The sequence below is a fragment of the Flavobacterium sp. UBA4197 genome (assembly GCF_002379575.1).
Classification (GTDB): domain Bacteria; phylum Bacteroidota; class Bacteroidia; order Flavobacteriales; family Flavobacteriaceae; genus Flavobacterium; species Flavobacterium inviolabile.
On sequence record NZ_DFUB01000007.1, the window covers coordinates 112,751 to 130,385 of the forward strand.

14 protein-coding genes are annotated in these 17,635 nt (G+C 38.0%); 7 read left to right on the top strand and 7 right to left on the bottom strand.

Going from position 1 to position 17,635, the window contains the following annotated elements:
- Position 1: 1 nt before the first annotated feature.
- The 3 genes from cdd to porU form a co-directional block, all read right to left on the bottom strand.
- Positions 2 to 484, bottom strand: coding sequence for a cytidine deaminase (gene cdd / locus B3394_RS04100; protein ID WP_177732287.1), 483 nt, complete (start codon positions 482 to 484; stop codon positions 2 to 4).
- Between the two features lie 75 nt (positions 485 to 559).
- Positions 560 to 1,732 carry a type IX secretion system outer membrane channel protein PorV gene (gene porV / locus B3394_RS04105; RefSeq protein WP_273246430.1) on the bottom strand — a complete coding sequence of 391 codons (1,173 nt, stop codon included), beginning with the start codon at positions 1,730 to 1,732 and terminating at the stop codon, positions 560 to 562.
- 40 nt (positions 1,733 to 1,772) lie between these two features.
- Positions 1,773 to 5,639: a type IX secretion system sortase PorU gene (gene porU, locus B3394_RS04110; protein WP_286913257.1), complete on the bottom strand. Its 3,867-nt coding sequence runs from the start codon at positions 5,637 to 5,639 to the stop codon at positions 1,773 to 1,775.
- A gap of 213 nt (positions 5,640 to 5,852) precedes the next feature.
- On the opposite strand from porU, the gene gldJ reads away from it, so the two are divergent.
- The 5 genes from gldJ to B3394_RS04135 all read left to right on the top strand — a co-directional run bounded on the left by gldJ (position 5,853) and on the right by B3394_RS04135 (position 10,936).
- Positions 5,853 to 7,529 (top strand): gliding motility lipoprotein GldJ, encoded by a 1,677-nt coding sequence (gldJ, locus tag B3394_RS04115; RefSeq protein ID WP_177732277.1) that lies wholly within the window; start codon positions 5,853 to 5,855, stop codon positions 7,527 to 7,529.
- Positions 7,530 to 7,605: 76 nt separating this feature from the next.
- On the top strand, positions 7,606 to 8,889 hold the full coding sequence (locus B3394_RS04120; protein WP_286913262.1) for a UDP-N-acetylmuramoyl-tripeptide--D-alanyl-D-alanine ligase: 1,284 nt from the start codon (positions 7,606 to 7,608) through the stop codon (positions 8,887 to 8,889).
- Positions 8,890 to 8,991: 102 nt separating this feature from the next.
- A complete protein-coding gene (locus tag B3394_RS04125) occupies positions 8,992 to 9,843 on the top strand; it encodes an alpha/beta fold hydrolase (RefSeq protein ID WP_273246433.1) in 852 nt (283 codons plus the stop codon).
- A 6-nt stretch (positions 9,844 to 9,849) separates the two neighbouring features.
- Positions 9,850 to 10,356: an RNA polymerase sigma factor gene (locus tag B3394_RS04130; protein ID WP_286913267.1), complete on the top strand. Its 507-nt coding sequence runs from the start codon at positions 9,850 to 9,852 to the stop codon at positions 10,354 to 10,356.
- Positions 10,343 to 10,936, top strand: coding sequence for a hypothetical protein (locus B3394_RS04135; RefSeq protein ID WP_286913273.1), 594 nt, complete (start codon positions 10,343 to 10,345; stop codon positions 10,934 to 10,936). The genes B3394_RS04130 and B3394_RS04135 overlap by 14 nt, the downstream gene beginning before the upstream one ends.
- 141 nt (positions 10,937 to 11,077) lie before the next feature.
- Here the strand turns inward: B3394_RS04135 and B3394_RS04140 are convergent, their stop codons facing one another.
- The 4 genes from B3394_RS04140 to B3394_RS04155 form a co-directional block, all read right to left on the bottom strand.
- On the bottom strand, positions 11,078 to 12,229 hold the full coding sequence (locus B3394_RS04140; RefSeq protein ID WP_286913279.1) for an aspartyl protease family protein: 1,152 nt from the start codon (positions 12,227 to 12,229) through the stop codon (positions 11,078 to 11,080).
- 197 nt (positions 12,230 to 12,426) lie between these two features.
- On the bottom strand, positions 12,427 to 13,923 hold the full coding sequence (locus B3394_RS04145; protein WP_286913285.1) for a class A beta-lactamase-related serine hydrolase: 1,497 nt from the start codon (positions 13,921 to 13,923) through the stop codon (positions 12,427 to 12,429).
- A gap of 87 nt (positions 13,924 to 14,010) precedes the next feature.
- Positions 14,011 to 14,586, bottom strand: a complete 576-nt coding sequence (locus B3394_RS04150) for a helix-turn-helix domain-containing protein (protein ID WP_286913287.1) — start codon at positions 14,584 to 14,586, stop codon at positions 14,011 to 14,013.
- A 431-nt stretch (positions 14,587 to 15,017) separates the two neighbouring features.
- Complete coding sequence (locus B3394_RS04155; RefSeq protein ID WP_177732255.1) at positions 15,018 to 15,557, bottom strand: DUF3575 domain-containing protein; 540 nt, start codon at positions 15,555 to 15,557, stop codon at positions 15,018 to 15,020.
- 555 nt (positions 15,558 to 16,112) lie between these two features.
- Between B3394_RS04155 and B3394_RS04160 the strand changes: the two genes are divergently transcribed.
- Together B3394_RS04160 and B3394_RS04165 are read left to right on the top strand one after the other, a co-directional pair.
- On the top strand, positions 16,113 to 17,330 hold the full coding sequence (locus tag B3394_RS04160; RefSeq protein WP_286913295.1) for a site-specific integrase: 1,218 nt from the start codon (positions 16,113 to 16,115) through the stop codon (positions 17,328 to 17,330).
- A gap of 75 nt (positions 17,331 to 17,405) precedes the next feature.
- Positions 17,406 to 17,633: a hypothetical protein gene (locus B3394_RS04165; protein ID WP_286913300.1), complete on the top strand. Its 228-nt coding sequence runs from the start codon at positions 17,406 to 17,408 to the stop codon at positions 17,631 to 17,633.
- Positions 17,634 to 17,635 lie beyond the last annotated feature (2 nt).

Consider the following 17,635-nt stretch of genomic DNA (forward strand, 5'->3'; position numbering starts at 1 on the left):
CCTATAAAAACTTTTTATCAAAGTGGAAAGGCAATATATTTTTCAGGGAATCCGAGTGGTACACTTCCCCTACTTCTCCCATAAAATACAATTCAATCGGATTTTCCTGTTTGAATTCATATTCCGCTATCGACTGGCGACAGGCACCACATGGCGGAATCGGCGATTCGACCGGTTTTTCTTCGGAAGTGGCCGAAATGGCTATTTTTAAAATCTGTGCGTCCGGATAAATTGCTCCGGCCTGGAATATCGCTACTCTTTCGGCACATAATCCTGACGGATAGGCTGCATTTTCCTGATTGGAACCAACCACTACTTTCCCGTTATCCAACAGGATGGCGGCTCCTACTTTAAATTTTGAGTATGGCGCATACGCTTTTTTCCGGATCGCTACTGCCTGCTCCATTAAAGGTTTAACATCTTCCGGCAATTCATTTTCTGAATCATAAACCAAAAATGAAGTAGTAAAATCTATCTTTTTCATTCTAAACTTCTTTTAGACAAAAAATCCAAATTCCGTACGGAATTTGGACACTTTGTTTGTTATTTTATCTATCTGCTAATATTCATCATAAGAATCTCCAAAATTGAATGTTAAGGAGAAACGCAAGGTGTTTTCAAGTGGGTTTCTAACTTTAGACGTAGAGAACAAATAAGAAACATCTACTTTTACAACACTGTATTTAAATCCGGCTCCCATAGTAAAATATTTACGGGCTCCTTTTAATTCACTTTCATTAAAGTAACCGGCACGTAGTGCAAAGGCATCCTGATACAGATACTCTGCTCCCAAAGCCCAGGTAAATTCTTTTAACTCTTCGCTAACACCGCCCGGTGCATCGCCAAAAGATTTAAACATTCCGGAAACCCATCCTGTTTTTCTGTAATCGGAAATAGCAATATTTCTGTCGTTATTATCAATTACTCCGTCACCGTTAACATCTGTTACTTCCGGTGGCGTTGGCACCAATAACTTATTCACTTCTCCCATTACGGAAACTTTATTGTATTCATCCAGAATAAAATCGAATCCCGCTCCTAACTTTAAGTTAGCCGGTAAAAAGTTACTGCTTAAGTCGTCGTTATCATAACTGATTTTCGGCCCCATGTTCTGGAAGTTAAAACCAGCTCTCCAACGTCCGTCGAAATCAGAATAAGCGATTTCTTCCGACTGGTAGAATCCTGCGATATCAACCGCAAAAGTGTTTGCTGCAGAAGCGTCATTCGTTCCGTCATTAATTTTCAGGTTGGAACGGATATAACGTCCGGCAACCGCCATGGCAAACTGATCACTCAGTTTTAACGAGTAGGACCCGTCCAAAGCAAATTCATTCGGACTTACGGTGTTTAACATATCCCCAGAAGCATTTGTTAACTGTATGTCTCCTAAACCAAAATAACGTAAGCTTCCTGCAAAAGCACTACGCTCATTAATTCTATTAAAGTAGGTTATCTGCCCTAACGAAATATCATTAGCAATGGAAGTAAGATAGGGGGTGTAGCTCACTGAAAACCCTTGTTTTGTTAATGCGAAAGCATATTTAGCCGGGTTATATTGTTGTGAATATGCATCGGTAGAACTGGAAACACCTATATCCCCCATACCAGCTGCTCTTGCATCTGCAGCGATCATCAAAAAGGGAACACCGGTTGTGATAACTCTATCCTGCGCATTCATCCATTGCGTTGCGCCTGCAAATAAACACAACGATAATATTGCAATTTTTCTCATCCGTTTTTATTTGGTTTAATTCAACAAATATAATATTTTATTAAAGGATTACAAGTTTCTCATACTTTTCTGCCCTTTTATTTGAAACGGCAGATTTAACGGTTAACTTATATACATAAACTCCTTTTCCGATCCGATCTCCAAAATCGTCCCTGCCATCCCACTTGATGTCGCGCGACAGAAACCCCTCTGTTAGTACGGTTTGGTTAATTGTTTTAACAATTTTTCCGGTAATCGTCATGATCTGTACCTGTACATCCAAAGGTTCATAAGGACTGTTATGGGAGAACCAAAATTCGGTATAACTTACAAAAGGATTCGGATAATTTAACACTTTATCCAGTTCCAATCCTTCATCGCCTACTACTATAAACTGAATTTCGGCCGTCACTAAATTGTTATAAACATCCCATGCCTTAAATGTGAGCGTATGCAATCCCTTCGCTAAATTCCGGAACGGGAATCGCAGCTTTCCTTTAGTATAATCATCCGGAAAGGTTTCATAATAATCATTCATCACATACGGCCTGGTCTCGTCGCCATCCAGGATTCCGACAATATCATGCCCGATTCCACTGGCTGTATTAATCCCGTTTTCGTCTTCCAAAAACGCTAAAAGGAACGGGGAAGCATTCGTGATTCCGCCCGACACAAAGGATTCGTCATTCATATACAAACGCACTTTCGGTGGCATGTTATCCACCGCTGCATTGGCATTAATCCCTCCAATCTTTATCAGCGTGTCATAACCGGTCTGGTTTTCCAGCACCTGTTTCTTTTTGGAATAAAAACTGATCCTTCCGTTTCCTACCGGAATACGGATATCTTTCGGCATTACAAATCCAAATTCGAATGCCCCGTTAGTAACCGATGCATTCCCTCTGAAAACCGTTTCTCCAAGTGTCGTAAAGTTCATAATGATCAATCCGTTATTATCTGAGGTTCCATTATTCCCTAAAGTGCTTCTGGAAATTTTCTTATCAAAGATCTGTACTGCTAAATCACCATTATAGTTTGTCAGTAAATTATCGTTTTCATCTGTCACTTCCCCGGTTAATTTTACATGCGCCAGTGCCTGTAAAACATCGGTAGATTGTGCCACCGGAACATCATTTACTTTTGTAAGCCTGATTTTTGGTTTTGGAATAGCCAGTTTTACAGCCGGATCTCCAATAAAAAACACGACATTTCTGTTTTCCGTCAGGTTTTCATTTTTTGTTCTTCGCAATGCTTCCGCCATCGTATCATAATTATCCGATCCGAAAGAATACAAAAACTTACTCAATGATTTATTCATATTCAATCCGGTAGTAATCCCTATTTCACGGGTTGTTGCCACTAAAGAGATAGCACCTCCGGCAGTATTCCAGTACATATACTCTCCTCCGGTTGGACGGTACGGATTATCAAAACGTGTAAATTCGCAAGTAATTGTAACAAACAATGGATAACGGTACCGATTGGTCAGATTTTGCGCATCGGCTTTATCAAAAATTCTTTCCTGCGCCAAACCGTCTTCCCCGCCGTGTCCGAAATAGTTAAAAACCAGAGAACCCTGGGCAAAAGCATCCAGAATATCCTGTCTGGCTTTGGGATAACGCTCCCCTCCTGCCGCCACTTCCTGAATATAGGAATCAGTATGAATCTTTTTAACGTTCACAAACGGCTTTTTCTGATACAGCTCATCACCCAATGCATTCAGATCAAATTGTAATGTAGCATCGGTAGTATTATCGGCATCATCGGAAATCAGCACATAACCGTTACGCCATCTTCCATAGGATTTCTCATCGTGATATTCCAGCACTTTATTAATCATTTCCGCAGCCTGCTGATTAGAGTTTACCAGCATTCTGCCCACAGCAATATCCAGTCCGGAAGTCGTTAGCATCGTTCCTTCATTCGGATCCATCAACACATAAAAATCATCCGACATAAAAGAGGCATACGCCGAAAAGTTCTGCGAATTATTCACTTTCGAATCATTCGGATTCAGTCCGTGAAACACCGGAACGACATTTGTATTATTCGGAATACGGTTTTTATAATCGAACGACGCATCTCCGAACATATTTACATAGCGCACTCTCTTATTGGTTGCCGAAGCATTCCAGTATACATATTTTATAAAGTTTCGTATCGCTGCTATATCCTGTTTACCGGAAGAGAATTCCGGATAAATATTTTCAAGATTCACCACTTTCACATTCAGTCCCGAATAGTTCCGGTGAAAATTAGCCAGACGCTCTGCCTGTCCGTTTAAAGAACCCGGTGTTATAATAAGGTAATCGATATCCTGAAATTCGCCTTGCTGGTTTTTAAAAATCGTTCCTTTTAAATCCTGATTGGCAATACGGTTTGTACCATCACTCAGCGGCGTGTACAAATCGTTATAATCAACCGCTATATATTTACGGACTTCACCCAGATTAGCTCTAAAGGAAAAAGTACCCAGACCGGTATTTTCAAATTTTGTAACATTATAGATATCCGTAACATCCCAAACCTGCCCGATTCCGGAAGCATTTGACACGACATACTCCCCTACACCTATATTATTAGCCGCATCATTTATGTAGAACAAAAATTGTTTCCCATATCCCGACAGCTGCCGTTTGGATTCTAAAGCAATAAAATCCAGGTAACCGTTTGAGGACGGTACACCGCCGTTATCGTAAGTCATTTTTACGGCTATCTCTCCGGAAGTTGCATTAAAATTGCCCTGCAGCTGGGTTTCATAAGCTGCCACATGCACATCCGGATCCAAAGAACTGAATCCGATTGTCCCGATGGTCTGCTCATTGGCTTTTACCAGAAAAGAAGAAACACCATAGGAAGCAGACGCTGCATTTACCGTGATTTTTACCGGAACCGATGTAACAATATTCGGGATCTGGAATTTAAACGTTTGCTCGTTTTCTAAATTAAACGATTCCCCGAACCATTTTCTTCCCAAACGCCCGATGTTGATTTTATCCACCTCATGAAACTGGTAGTCATCAAACTGGTTAATTGTTGTTGTTACTGCCGCCGTTGGCTGCACATTGGTATTGATCCGTTTTCCGTCACCGCCTTTTGTGGTTATATAATAAAAGGAGCGGTCACTATATAAATTAACATTTGTCAAACTTTCTTTGTTCCAGCCTTCCGGTCCTTCGGCATAAAACACAATGTAATCGTATTCACCGAATTCACCATCATTCTCCCCTATAACCTGAATCGCATTTTCCGTCAGATCATCCGGATATGGCGTACTGTTTAACAAGGGCAGCATTCTTCCGCCATTGCCATAAATTTTAAGTTTCCGGGGATCGATATTGACATTCATCCCTAATTGCTCTAAAAATCTTCTGGAAATTTTATAAACCCCGGAACGTTCCACATAAAACCTGTAGAAATCTCCGGAAGCCAAAACAGAATTGGAAACGGCACTTACGTTAAAGTTCTGCGCCGGTAATTTGGCAGCACTGCCGGAAGAAAAATCAATATCTAAAGAGACAACTTTTTTAAAACCGTCGCTTACCTTAATAATAGGCGAAAAAATAAGGATCGCTTTTTGCTCGTCATTTGCAATAAAATACTCCAGCTTTTCATTGATTCTATCACTGAGTGAGGTAACGGACAGGTCTTTTAAATCTGCTCCCGAAACGGTTTCATAAACAATATTGGATACTTTCAGCGATTTAACATCTACAAATCCGTTAACGGGGAATGCTTTTTTATAGCGGACAGCCTTCAAGTCGGCATTAAATTCAAAGTTTTCGGAAGCAAACTGCGGTACGGTATATTTAACCGTTTCATAGCTTATCGCTGCGGCCGGTTTCCATGTAATAACAATATGTTCTTTCTGCTGCGAAAAGGAAAGCAGGCTAATAAATAAAAAGATAAAGAGTATATATTTTTTCATCAACATTCAAAACGTATTAATTATACATATATTACAAAGAGAAAAAATATTTTTTTTAAAAACTAATTTCATACAATATATATTAGCATCCAACGTTCTTACTATTATATTTAACAAAAATTTATAATTAGTTTTAATAAATCACAAAAAAATTGTTGTCGTTTAATGGTTAATTATTATATTGCGGCACTAAAATTATACCTAACTGAAAGTATGAAAATCAACAGAATTATGGCTTTACAATTGATGGCTGCATTATCGCTATCAATTGGTTTTACTGGTTGTAGTAAAAAATCAGGGTCAAAAGGAACTTCTGCAGCTACAGGTTGGAAAATCAACGATAAAAAAGGTGGTTTCCAATACAATGCGAAGTACAAAAAACAAGAGACTCCTCCAGGAATGGTTGCCGTTGAGGGTGGAACATTCACAATGGGTAAAGTACAAGATGATGTAATGCATGATTGGAACAACACTCCAAATCAGCAACACGTACAGTCTTTCTATATGGATGAGACTGAGGTTACCAACTTCATGTACACTGAATACTTATTTTGGTTAAAAACTATTTTCCCTCCAACAGATGAGAATTATAAAAACATCTACGTTGGTGCATTACCGGATACTTTGGTATGGAGAAATCGTTTAGGATATAACGAGACTATGACCAACAACTACCTAAGACACCCTGCTTATGCAAACTACCCGGTAGTTGGTGTAAACTGGATTCAGGCTGTTGAGTTTAGCAAATGGAGAACGGATCGTGTTAACGAGGCTATCTTAGAGAGAGATGGATACTTGAAAAAAGATTCGAAAATCACAGAGGCAAAAGCAGAAAGTACTTTCAGTACAGAATCTTACTTAGCTTCTCCTTCTACTACTTATGGTGGTAATGAAGAATTGGTTTACAAAGGTCAACGAAATAAATTAGCGGGTAAAGAAGACGCTAAAAACGTATATGCTCAAAGAACTACCGGTAACATCTTACCGGAGTACAGACTTCCAACAGAAGCAGAATGGGAATATGCTGCTACATCTTTAGGAGGAATCAGAGAGTACAATACTTATAAAGGTAAGAAAAAATATCCTTGGAGTGGTCAGTACACACGTTCTGGAAAAAGACAATACAGAGGTGACCAGTTAGCCAACTTTAAACAAGGAAAAGGAGATTACGGCGGAATCGCAGGATGGTCTGACGATGGTGCTGATATCACTAACGAAGTAAAAAAATACCCACCAAACGATTTTGGATTGTATGATATGGCTGGTAACGTTGCCGAATGGGTTGCTGACGTTTACAGACCGATTGTAGATGATGAAGCAAATGATTTCAACTACTACAGAGGTAACATCTACATGAAAAACAAAATTGGTGAAGATGGAAAAGTGGAAATGGTTACTACAGAAAACATCACTTATGATACTTTAAGTAATGGTAGAATCATGGCAAGAAACTTCCCTGGACAAATTGCTCAGGTAGCTATTGACGACAACGAAACCTATTTAAGACAAAACTTCTCTAAGAGCGACAACAGAAACTACAGAGATGGTGATAAACAATCGACTCGTTTTTACAACTTCGGAAATGAAGAAGACGGTGCTGACGAGAAGAAAAACAATAAGAATAAAATGTACGATTCGCCAGAGCACTCTGTAACGAAAGACAGTTTAGGAAATCTTATTAGAAAATATGACCACTCTAACAAAAGAACAACTTTAGTAAACGACGACAGTAGAGTTTACAAAGGTGGATCTTGGAGAGACAGAGCTTACTGGTTGGATCCGGCATCAAGAAGATACTATCCACAAGATATGGCTACTGACTACATCGGATTCAGATGTGCGATGTCGAAAGTAGGACCAAAATCCGGTAAGAAAAAAGCCAGAGGATAATAAAATTTTCATACATACTTTTTTAAAAGCCCTAAAACTATTTTAGGGCTTTTATTTTTTTTATTACTTTCACGCTATGAAAATAGAAGAACTTTACCAGTGTTTTTTACAAAGTACAACCATTTGTACCGACACTCGAAAAATAGCACCCAACTCTTTATTTTTCGCCCTGAAAGGTGAAAACTTTGATGCCAATTCCTTTGCACAGGAAGCGTTAAACAAAGGCGCTTTATTTGTTGTTATCGACAATAAAAAGTACCTGACGGATGCCGATAAAATGATCCTGGTAACCGACAGTTTAAAAGCCTTACAGGCATTGGCCAACTATCACCGGAAGCAACTTGGTTTACCCATAATTGCTTTAACCGGGAGCAACGGTAAAACAACCACTAAAGAACTGATCAATACTGTTCTTTCACAAAAATATACCACCAAAGCCACCATCGGCAACCTGAACAATCATATTGGCGTACCGCTGACGCTGCTATCTTTCGACGAGCATACCGATATCGGAATTGTTGAAATGGGTGCCAACCACCAAAAAGAAATTGAATTACTGTGCTCCATAGCCGAGCCGGATTTTGGTTATATCACTAATTTTGGCAAAGCCCACCTGGAAGGCTTCGGAGGAACGGAAGGCGTAATAAAAGGAAAAAGCGAGCTATACCAATACCTGGAACAGCAAGACAAAACGGCTTTTGTAAACCTGGACGACACCATACAGGAGGAAAAAACACAAGCGATAACCCGCTATACATTTTCCCGGGACAAGGCAGCCAATGTGAAAATCGATGCCGTTTCTGCCAATCCTATGGTTAAAATCAGCTTTGAAGGGACCGAGATCCAATCGCACCTCATCGGTATTTACAATGCCAACAATATCAATGCCGCAATCAGTATCGGGAAATATTTCAATGTTTCCACAGCCGATATTAAAAACGCTATTGAGAATTATATCCCAAACAACAACCGCTCTCAGCTGATCGAAAAGAATTCAAACCATATCATACTGGATGCTTACAATGCCAATCCAAGCAGTATGAGTGCCGCTATTGAGAACTTTACACAACTGGACGGCGCTCCCAAAATAGCTATTTTAGGAGACATGTTCGAGCTTGGCAAAGAAAGCCTTGAAGAGCACAAAAATATCGTTCAGCTTTTAAGCAACAATCACGAGATTGAAACGTTTTTTATCGGCAATGATTTTTATGCCAATCAAACACAAAACCCGCATTTGCACTTCTTTGCCCGTTTTGAGGATTTCTCGGAAAAATTCAGGTCTGCAATACCGAAAAACGCTGTAATACTGATAAAAGGTTCCCGAGGAATGGCTCTGGAAAGAACCCTGGAACTGCTATAATAAAACGCCACATTCGTGGCGTTTTTCATTTTTTTATATTTTTTTGTAACAAATGATATACATCGGTATCAAAAGAACAACCAATCATAAAAAACAAACCTTATGAAAAATGTAATCTTTACAATACTGATCGTATTTCTTGGCTTCACTTCTTTTGCACAGCAAAAATCATTTGATGTAAAAATAATCGGAAAAGGAAAACCGGTAGTATTAATCCCGGGGTATTCCTGCAGCGGCGATGTGTGGAAAGAGACTGCCGATCATTTAAAAAACAAATACCAACTGCACATTTTAACCCTTGCCGGTTATGCCGGAACAAAACCAATAGACAGCCCGATACTACAAACTGTTCACAATGAAATCATAGCCTATGTAAAAACAAACAAATTGAACAAGCCTATTGTAATCGGTCATAGTCTTGGTGCTTTTATGGGACTCTGGCTTTCCAGCAGCGAACCGGATTTATTTGGCAAATTAATCTGCGTGGATGGTGTTCCGTTTATTTCCGCCTTAACCAATCCCGACATTACAGCCGATTCTTTAAAAGACGATCCGAGATACAACCTGGAAGCCGTTATCAACAACTTTAAAGCCATTCCAAACGAAGGGTATGTGGATTATATGACCAAAGCGATGCTATACCAAGTTCAGGACTCCACCAGAGCCAGACAGATTGCCGAATGGAGCTACGCCAGCGACAGAAGAACTCTTGGTGCCACGATTATCGAAATGTCATTAACAGACCTGCGAAAAGATATTGCCCGCATTAAAAGTCCTGTATTGGTACTGACAAGCTTGTTCAACACCAAAGAAAACAGTGCGAAAATTTACAACCAGCAATATGCCGCCCTTCCAAACAAAACCATTAAAGTTGCCGACAGCAAACATTTTATCATGTATGACCAGCCGGAATGGTTTTATACGGAAATCGATACTTTTTTAAATTCAAAATAAGCACACGTGACATTAGAGCAGCAAAGAGATACCGTTTTCAGGGATTTATACGCCCAATACGCGGCTAAAATACACCGGATATGCCTCGGATACACCGGAAACGCGATGGAAGCCGACGATCTGCTTCAGGAGGTTTTTATCAAAGTATGGCAAAACTATGACAAGTTCAGGGGAGAATCCAAAATAGCTACCTGGATATACCGTATTGCCGTGAACACCTGCCTGTATCATATCCGTTCTCAAAAAAACAAAAAGACAACGGCTATTGAAAACAGCAACATCCATTTAAAAACAGATGAGCTCGACAGTAAAGAACAACAGATCCAGCTGCTATACAAATGCATCAGTGAACTGGCAGAATCCGACAGGCTGATCATTACGATGCTGCTGGAAGACGTTCCCTATGCAGAAATAGCCGCAGCGACCGAAATTTCAGAAGGCAACCTGAGAGTAAAAATCCACCGTATTAAACAACAGTTAAGCACAATCTATAAGAAATATGAAAGAGTTTGATAATCTGAAAGAGCTGTGGCAGCAACAAAAAGAAAGCACACTTCCGGATGTTACCGTCATTATCGATAAAGCAAAGAAAGCGAAAAAGCAAATGGCAAATAAGATCATCATACAGGTTATGGTACTTTTATTAACCACTGTCGCTATCGGCGGAATTGTTTGCGGCATTGACTTTAAAATGGCAACAACATTTACCGGCGTAGCCTTAATGCTGCTCACTATTTTAGCCTATTCCGCGTTACGTTTGTACCAGCTTAACATGCTGAAAAAAATTGACCTGACCCTTTCGCCAAAAGTAGTTTTATCTGAAATGGAGCATTTTTACAGTTTCCAGCAGAAAGTAAGTACCAAATACACACTGCTTTATTTTGTCCTGTTAAGCATTGCCAGCGGACTTTACTTTATAGAAGTGATGCAGCCAATGTCGGTAATGTTCAAAACCGTCGGCTTAACCGTCTTTATTGCCTGGATGCTCATAGCCTATTTTATCATTGGTAAAAAACAGATGCGCAAAGAGTATGACAAAACAGAAAGCATTATCAATGCACTAAAAGAAATCGAGAAAAGTTATGACCAATAAATAAAAAAACCACAGCTAAGCTGTGGTTTTTTTTTATAAAGTATCCGGAATTACAGCCAGACGGCCGCTCCCCTTTTAATACCATTTAAAATTACCGATATCATGGATTGCTTTGAAGCAGGAACTTTCCAAAAGCACACCTTATGTCTTTTCGATATAATCTGCATTAAATAAATGACTCGGCTGCAGGTAAACAACATTTTCCTGAAAATCCATAAAAGTATTAAACCTTTTCAAAACCTCATTCCCCAGGATATGAATGTTGGCATCAAACATCGTTTTACTGGTTGTCATTATTTGTGCAGGAACATTTTTAAGTTCGTGTTTCCCTATTTTCAGGCTTTCCAGATTTGAGGTTATTACAGGAATTTCGTTGTTCTTGGTACCGCGCATGATCACTTTCTTAATCACTTCCATTTGATCGGCAGGAAATTTTTGTTCTCTTAGCAGGTCATTATCCAGCATTACAGTTCTTTGGTAACCCGTATCAAACAGGAACCAGTCGTTTACTTTAGTTCCGCGATGGGCAATTTGTGCCGCTGTAAAAAAGCGGTAATTAAAATACTTCATATTCAGTTTTACAGCTGCTTTGTCACGCTTTAAAGCTTTAGGCAGCCTGGAATGTATCACCATTATATTTTTATCATAATTAAGCTCTACAATCATTCCGTCAAAAAGATCCCAGCCTATAAGCCCGTCGGTACCATTTCCTGTTACCTTGGTATCGTATACTTTCGTTTTATACACCCTGCTCCCGATCGCAACTTCGTAAGGGGTGTTGTAAAGTTTTAATTTACTTTTCACTTTATTATTCAGCGTTTCTTCTATCAGCACCAGCTCTGTGCCTCCGGAATCGAAATTCAGGTTTAAGGTATCTATTTTATTCAGGACAGCCTTAACGGAAATCGTATTCTGGCTATTGATGAAAAGCGGAATCGTATCATGGATTTCCGGCTTTAATTTCCTGAAATCTTTGATTACCGGACTTTCAATTCTTGTATAGCAGGAATCCTTGCCATTCAGCAAAACAATAAAGTCTTTGTACTGCCCCGGTTTCAGGATAAAGCCGATGGAATCAATATCGGTTTTAAATTTTATGGCTGTCGGACGGATCAGTTTATTGGTCGTAAAAGCATCTATTTTTATTTCCGGACTTACGTTCCATTTTCTTTTGAGCTGTCCCTCTTCGTGTATAGTCGCCGCTTTGGAGGCAGCCTTTATAACCGGCAGGCTTTGCTGAGAAAATCCATACGTTGTCAAAAAAAGAAAAAGGATTTGAAGTAGCTGTTTCATTAAGATGTGGTTTTATATGATATCACTTACAAATATAAACGGTATCACTCTTAAATAAAACACAAAATAGCAACGCCGGTTTCTTGCTGTTTCTATTTAAATAACTATTACTTATTGTATGAATAAAAAACCGGGGATCCCGCTTCTGGCATTACCTATAAAGCACAGACTAAAAACATGAAGGCTGCCGTACCATATTATTCTGCATGCATTTCTATAGCTATTATTTTTCTTCCGTATTCGCCCAGATAGTGCGTCAGGATTTTTTCATAAGCTTTATACCCCTCATCTGCATTAGTAAATATGATAAGCCCTTGTTTGGTTTCAGGCAATAAAAACACGATTGTCTGACAGCCTTGATCGGCACCGCCGTGCGATAATGCAATCGCTCCGTTCCCTAAATCATAGATTTCAAAACCCAATCCAAAATATTTATCCTTTTTGATGGCAACCTGTTTGCTCATCATAGCTGTAAATACCTTTTCTGACAATCCATCACCATTCAGCACGCTTACCAGAAAATTGCCATAATCCGCTATCGTTGTCAGCAAATCATCTGCCGCATTTGCCATTTTATGCTTAACCGTTTTATAAGGCCTGCCCTGGTTGTTATATCCCCTTGCAAATCTTGTACTATCTGTTCTTTCCGTCCAAATATATTTTGTATCGGTCATCTTCAATGGCTTGAAGATCATTTCTGCCGCTAATTGGCCCAGTGATTTATGAAATTTATTTTCCAGTGCTTTCCGCAGGTATTCATAACCCTCTCCCGAATACTGATATTTTGTTCCCGGAGTAAATTCAAAATGCAGCTTTCCATCCTCATTATTCCATCGCCAATTGGGAAATCCTGTTTGATGTGTAAGAATATGTCTTGTCGTCAGTATTTTGTGTTTTTCATCTTGTGCAACATCGGGATCAGTCCAATATTTATAAACAGGCGCATCCAGATTCCATTTGCCTGAACTAACGAATTGTAATGCTACCATTGCAGTCACCGGCTTGGTCAATGACGCTACATTAAAAATAGTATTATAGGGTGCCGAAATTCCATTTTGCAACGATCCGAAAACCTTTACCTGCTGTAATTTTCCATCTTTAATAACCCCGATTCCTAAAGTTGGCAGATGGATTTCCTTCATCCATTTTTCTATTGCCGCATCATTATCAAAACCGGCAGCTTGGTAACGGGTACTATCGGTGTCCTGGTGGTCAAAACTCAAACCTTTAGCAAGTTTCCAGACACCTTTTTGCAACAGCCAGACATGCGTAAATTTTGCCGAACCTGCATACGTTTCTTTGTTACCTGAAATGGTTTCGTAAAACCGGTGATCGCCTGTTTGAACCGCTCCATACAAAACGTTTTTTTTATACAGCGGGAAAACCCGGGTGCTTCCTGATACCAATTCTCTTCTTGATCGATAGCTTGTTGGTGATTTGCATAATCCATTTCTTAAATCATTAAGAAACTTTTGTTTGTTTGAAATACTATCCTTATCGTGAAAAAATTCAAACTGGTCAGCCAGCAGGTTTTCAAATTGGGATATGTCGCAGGTGTTAAACCCTGCATTAAAAAGCAGGCTGTCTTTTAAAAGTATTGTAGTGTATAAACGGGAATTTCGCTCAACCTGAGCTTTACTGTCCGGCGCAAAAGTGATGAGCAAAATGAAGCCTAAAAAAAGTTGTTTTGCCATTGTTCGTGTTTTCGGCAAAGATTAAAAATACGTTTCCGTAAATCATAAAAATCTTCCCGACAATAACCCGACAAATACCTGACAAACTTATATCATACTGAAATTCAACCTATAATACAGCTTTTTATTTCTATCGATCTCCATTGCATTTCTAAGGATTATGTAAATATTCACTAAAGCCAGTACTATCATCGTAAACAATGTAACCTTATTTCCAGGCTTTGTAAAAATTACCATCATAAATATAATGGGCGCTGCAATTGTCCAGATAATCTGAATCGAAATAATTTGCCTGATTACCTGATTTTTCTGCTTCGTTGCAAACATCAATACAACCGGAAGAAGAATATTAAGGGGAGGAAGAATGACAAAGAGTATCGACGAAAGGTTGATTAATTTTATTAATGAATAATTTACTAAAACCGGTTCTTCCATACGGATTGCCTTCTCTTCCGGATTTCCTGCAATTGCTTCCTGTATTTTTTTGTGCAGTAACTCTTCCTCTTTAACACCTAATGTCTTTGCTAATATTTTTAGGGTATATCCTTTCGGTTTTGTTCCCGCTTCAATTCTTTGTATTGTTCTTGTCGAAATACCGGATCGATCCGCTAATTCTTCCTGAGTAAGATTTTGTTGCTCCCTTATATTTTTTAATATGGACATTTTAGGGTATAAAAAATTGTAGACTTTAAATAGATGTAAAGGCCATTTGTATGTTAAAAACAACGTGACTTATAACAAAAGTAAATGTACTAATTTAAAAATTACCATTAAGGATCCCATTTTTATTTTACTAAACATGAAGAAGAAAAAATGACCCATTATAGCAATGAGTTGTAATAAATAAACCGCTATTGTTACCAATAGCGGTTTTTTGTGTTAGTGTGGACTATCAGGGGCTGTAATCGAACACTTAATCCCAATTTTGACTTTTTTCAAAAATATAAAATGAAGAATATTTTGATCTTAAAACTTCCACAACGAAAACAACAATAGCGTGAAATCGTTGTTACCAGTAGTATTAACTGATTGGTATTTTCGTTAGTAACTTTAATTATGCCCGACGTTCTAAAAAGTGTTATTCAATTATTGTTTTAAAATCGATAGCCTACATGAAAACCAAATCTCGCAACTATGGTATGGTCAGTTTTATCAGCGTTAAATAATAGTTTTCCATAGCCAGCATTAACTTCAAATATAATTCCACTTTTAGTAACCCATTTACTTCCTAAACCAACTCCAAGTGAAAAATCAATAACATCGGGATTTTCTGTATATACTGAATGATCTTCTGATGTGTATATTTTTTTTCCATCTATTGAACTTAACATTCCAAATCCTTCGGCAAAAAAACCAGAAGCAAATTTCTTCCCAAAGTATCTTCTGTAATAGGGTGATACAAAATAATTCATATCCTCATTTTTATTATCATTAAATACATACAAACCCGTAACACCTATGGAAGACTTACTGTTTAAGTTCCTTTCGTAAGTCCCTTCAAATGCACTGCCAACTAGCGGGATAACTACATTTAATTTTAATTCATTTTTTTTCACATTTTCAGCGTTTTCATTTTGAGCATTTACAGAATAAAAGGCAAAGAAAATGATAATTAGTAAATAGTTTTTTTTCATAAAATAGAATTTGATTGTTAAGGCCAAACATATAATAATTTGCTTTAGCAACTGTTAATAATATCTATGGTTTAAGTTAAATGAAACATAATTTTCCTACACATTAAACTATCTTTGAATTAAGCCCAGACCTCTAAATTATGATAAACCGGGGGTAATGATTATGCAGATTACTTAATCTGTTTGTCTTTAATTCCATTTTTCAAGTTCCCGCGGGGTAAACTTAATCAGGCTATAATTTTAAAAAACTATGATTGACGTTTTTCTGATAAGGTGAGATTTGTTTTTTAAACAGTAAACAAACCAGACGGTTTGTATTAGGAAGGTATATTAAAATAAAAAACTCCTTAATTTCTTAAGGAGTTTTTTGGTGGGCGATGAGGGGTTCGAACCCTCATTTTATATATCAATATGGCTCTATATGATTTAAAAATCCTTGTTATACTGGGTTTTATAAAAATAGCATTTCATTTAAAACCATAAAAAAACGCCATTTGTTGTACCTATGTTGTACCTTTTTTTATAGCTTTGTATTGAATATAAATTCAATGCACTATGGCGACAATCAAAGTTGTTTTGCGGAAGAAGGTGAACAAGGACGGTACTTATCCCCTAGCAATCCGTATTACCAAAGATAGGAAAACTTCATTTATCCATCTCGGTTACAATATCAAACCAGAAGAATGGATTGAATCTGAACAGCGCGTTAAATCATCACATCCCAATTCAAAACGCTTGAATAATTTTATTCTCTCCAAGAAAGCGGCAGCCAGTGATAAATCCCTTGAAGCTGAAACACTGAAAGATGAGGTATCAGTCAAGGCAATTAAGCAGAAGATTAAACCTAAAGGTGGCGCTACCTTTTTTACACAAGCAACAATCTATCTCAAACGCTTGCAGGATACAGGTAATTTTAATTGTTACAACGCTGATAAAGCGCGTGTAAAATATTTTAGAGAATTTCTGAACGGTAGTGATATTGCTTTTTCTGATATAAATGTCGGATTGATAGAGCTATTAAAAATACACTTAAAATCCGAAAGAAAACTAAGCGACAGAACGATTGCAAATTACCTCATGGTAATCCGCGCTGTTTTTAATCAAGCTATAAATAAAGGTGTGTTAGATAAAAAATATTATCCGTTCGGGAATAGTACCGAAAAAATTGCTATAAAGCTACCTGAAAGCACTAAACGCGGGTTAAATGCCGAAGATGTTGCCAAGCTTGAACTGATAGAGCTTACCAATCCCAAGTGGGATGATGCCCGTAACAAATGGCTAACTTCATTCTATTTTGCAGGTATGAGGATTTCGGACGTATTACGCTTAAAATGGTCGGACTTTCAAAATGATCGCCTTTATTACACAATGGGTAAAAACAACAAGTCTGGCTCTTTGATCCTGACTGAAAAGGCTTGGCGTATTTTGCAGAAATACGAACACCTCAAAACGTCCAAAGATGATTTTATATTTACCGACCTCAAAGGAATAGACCTAAAGGACACATTCAAAATCAAGGAAGAAATTTTTTTAGCAGTCAACAGGTGTAACAAACTACTTACTGAATACATTACCCCAATGGCGAAGATTGAGGGTAAATTGACAACCCATATTGCCAGACATACTTTTGCAACATTGGCGGGTGACAAAGTACCAATCCAAATGTTGCAAAAGCTTTATCGTCATAGTGATGTCAGAACTACAATCGGCTATCAGTCAGCTTTCATTTATAAGGATGCAGACGATGCTTTGGTGGCGGTAATTGGGAGTTAAATAAAATATTATATATACGAAAAAATTTATTTTTTTAAATAATTTTAATTACATTTCGTAAAAAACACCAACATTATGAAATATATAGAATTTGATAGAGAAAAAATAGTTGATTATTATAAGGAAGCTGCACCTGATTATGATGTACGACAAATTGCTGTTACTTCTATTGATGGTAGCTCATTAAAATATGAATGGGATATAGTATTTAGAAAAGGTGATACAACATTAACATTAGCCCAAGCAATAACCGATCTAGATTTGCCAACACCAGATGATATTTTGAACTCAACCTTACGATAGAT

Coding starts and splice junctions, on each gene's coding strand:
- cdd (WP_177732287.1), bottom strand. CDS start 484: ATGAAAAAGATAGATTTTACTACTTCATTTTTGGTTTATGATTCAGAA.
- porV (WP_273246430.1), bottom strand. CDS start 1,732: ATGAGAAAAATTGCAATATTATCGTTGTGTTTATTTGCAGGCGCAACG.
- porU (WP_286913257.1), bottom strand. CDS start 5,639: ATGAAAAAATATATACTCTTTATCTTTTTATTTATTAGCCTGCTTTCC.
- gldJ (WP_177732277.1), top strand. CDS start 5,853: ATGAAAATCAACAGAATTATGGCTTTACAATTGATGGCTGCATTATCG.
- B3394_RS04120 (WP_286913262.1), top strand. CDS start 7,606: ATGAAAATAGAAGAACTTTACCAGTGTTTTTTACAAAGTACAACCATT.
- B3394_RS04125 (WP_273246433.1), top strand. CDS start 8,992: ATGAAAAATGTAATCTTTACAATACTGATCGTATTTCTTGGCTTCACT.
- B3394_RS04135 (WP_286913273.1), top strand. CDS start 10,343: ATGAAAGAGTTTGATAATCTGAAAGAGCTGTGGCAGCAACAAAAAGAA.
- B3394_RS04140 (WP_286913279.1), bottom strand. CDS start 12,229: ATGAAACAGCTACTTCAAATCCTTTTTCTTTTTTTGACAACGTATGGA.
- B3394_RS04145 (WP_286913285.1), bottom strand. CDS start 13,923: ATGGCAAAACAACTTTTTTTAGGCTTCATTTTGCTCATCACTTTTGCG.
- B3394_RS04150 (WP_286913287.1), bottom strand. CDS start 14,586: ATGTCCATATTAAAAAATATAAGGGAGCAACAAAATCTTACTCAGGAA.
- B3394_RS04155 (WP_177732255.1), bottom strand. CDS start 15,557: ATGAAAAAAAACTATTTACTAATTATCATTTTCTTTGCCTTTTATTCT.
- B3394_RS04160 (WP_286913295.1), top strand. CDS start 16,113: ATGGCGACAATCAAAGTTGTTTTGCGGAAGAAGGTGAACAAGGACGGT.
- B3394_RS04165 (WP_286913300.1), top strand. CDS start 17,406: ATGAAATATATAGAATTTGATAGAGAAAAAATAGTTGATTATTATAAG.